The sequence below is a fragment of the Synechococcus sp. R8-2 genome (genome assembly GCF_047461715.1).
Lineage (GTDB): Bacteria > Cyanobacteriota > Cyanobacteriia > Thermostichales > Thermostichaceae > Thermostichus.
In genome coordinates this window covers 1-1,463 of sequence record NZ_JANSHQ010000765.1, presented here as the reverse complement: position 1 = coordinate 1,463, position 1,463 = coordinate 1, and the positions used below count along the sequence as shown (strand labels likewise).

At 60.3% G+C, this 1,463-nt stretch carries 1 protein-coding gene; it reads right to left on the bottom strand.

Features of this window, described 5'->3' with window-relative positions; translation table 11 throughout:
• Positions 1–118: 118 nt before the first annotated feature.
• Positions 119–1,463: TolC family protein (locus tag NW819_RS14535; protein ID WP_414414183.1), on the bottom strand; the 1,345-nt coding region annotated here is incomplete at its 5' end.

Sequence of the window (1,463 nt, the reverse complement as noted above, 5' to 3'; positions counted from 1 at the left end):
CATGAGTGCGGGAGTATGTCACAACAGCTCAAGTTGGAATAGAACTGTTTCGTCGCGGTATCCATAGCACCCCTCTCCTTTTGGAAGAAGGGCTGGGAGTGAGGGAGAAAGGCTCAAGTCAAAGGCTGCCAATGGCCCGTTTCAGTTGTACCAGGGCGCGATTGTAGGCGATTACAGCATTGGAAAGGTTGCCACGGGCAGTGGTGAGGGCAGCTTCAGCATTGATCACCTCCGTTTGGGTGCCCACCCCCGCTTGCAGGCGCAGCCGGGCCAAGCGCAGGCTCTCTTCTGCTGAGGCAATTGCCACTTTGGCCGAGTCGATCTGTTCGCGGCTGGAGCTGAGGGTCAGGAAGGCTTCTTCCACCCCCCGCTGGATTTCATTGCGGGTGCCGACGAAGTTGCTCACGGCCACCTGTCCATCGATCTGGGCTTGGCGGGCTTGGGCAGCCGCTTCTCCCCCATCGAACCAAGTCAAGCTGAAATTGGCTCCGACCGAATAGCCAACATCAAAGCTATCGCGGCTGGCGTTGAAATCGTTAACGGCATCGAGGCTGGCGAACAAGCCAATTCGGGGGCCATTGCGGGCCTGTGCTAGGCGCACACGGCTTTGGGCCTGCTCCAATTCTCGGCGTCGGCGCTCCAATTCCTGTCGTTGGGCAAAGGCAGCAATGATGGTCTCTTCCAGGCTGAGATCCCACTCCCCCATCGGCTCAATGCGGTCGCTGGCCAACACGTCGGTGGGGCTGGGGAAATTCAGCAGTTCGGCCAGGCGGCGGCGATTCAGTTGTTGGGTGTTTTGAGCCGCCAGCAAGGTTTGTCGATTGTTGGCCAATTCCGTCTCTGCCTGGAGAATCTCAAAGCGGGTACCCAGCCCGGCCCGTTCTCGGGCTTGAGCATCCCGCAGGGTGGCTTCGGAACTTTCGACGGCAGCTTGGCTGATGGCAACCCTGGCATCTGCGCTTTGCAGATCGTAGTAGGCATTGGCCACAGCTTGTTTGACCGTCTGCAGCGTTTGCTCCAGCTGCAGTTGGGCGATGCGCAGCGCTTCTTGGGCCAGCTTCAGGTTTTGCTCCCTAAGGCCACTGTCAAAGGCGGTATACTCCACCCGCACCACACTGGCCGAGAGGGTGTGGGATTCGCGCCTTGGCCCACCACCAGGAGAGGGAGCCTCACTGTACTGGTAGTTGGCACGGCTGGAGAGGGTGGGAGCAAAGGCAGCTTGAGCTAGAGCTACCCCGGCCTCGGCCCGCTCGACAGTCAGTCTGGCCTGCTGCACAGCCGGGTTCTGGGCAACGGCGATCTCCAGAGCTTCTTCCAAAGACAAGCCCTCCCTTCGCTCGATGCGCACCTGCAAGGGGGATTGGGGCACCACCAATTCTTCAGCCTTGGAAGCCCCCTGCAAAGCCAGGTCAGCCGCAGGGGTAGGGTCAGCAGGGTTGGAGGGAATCGATAGGGTGGGGGGG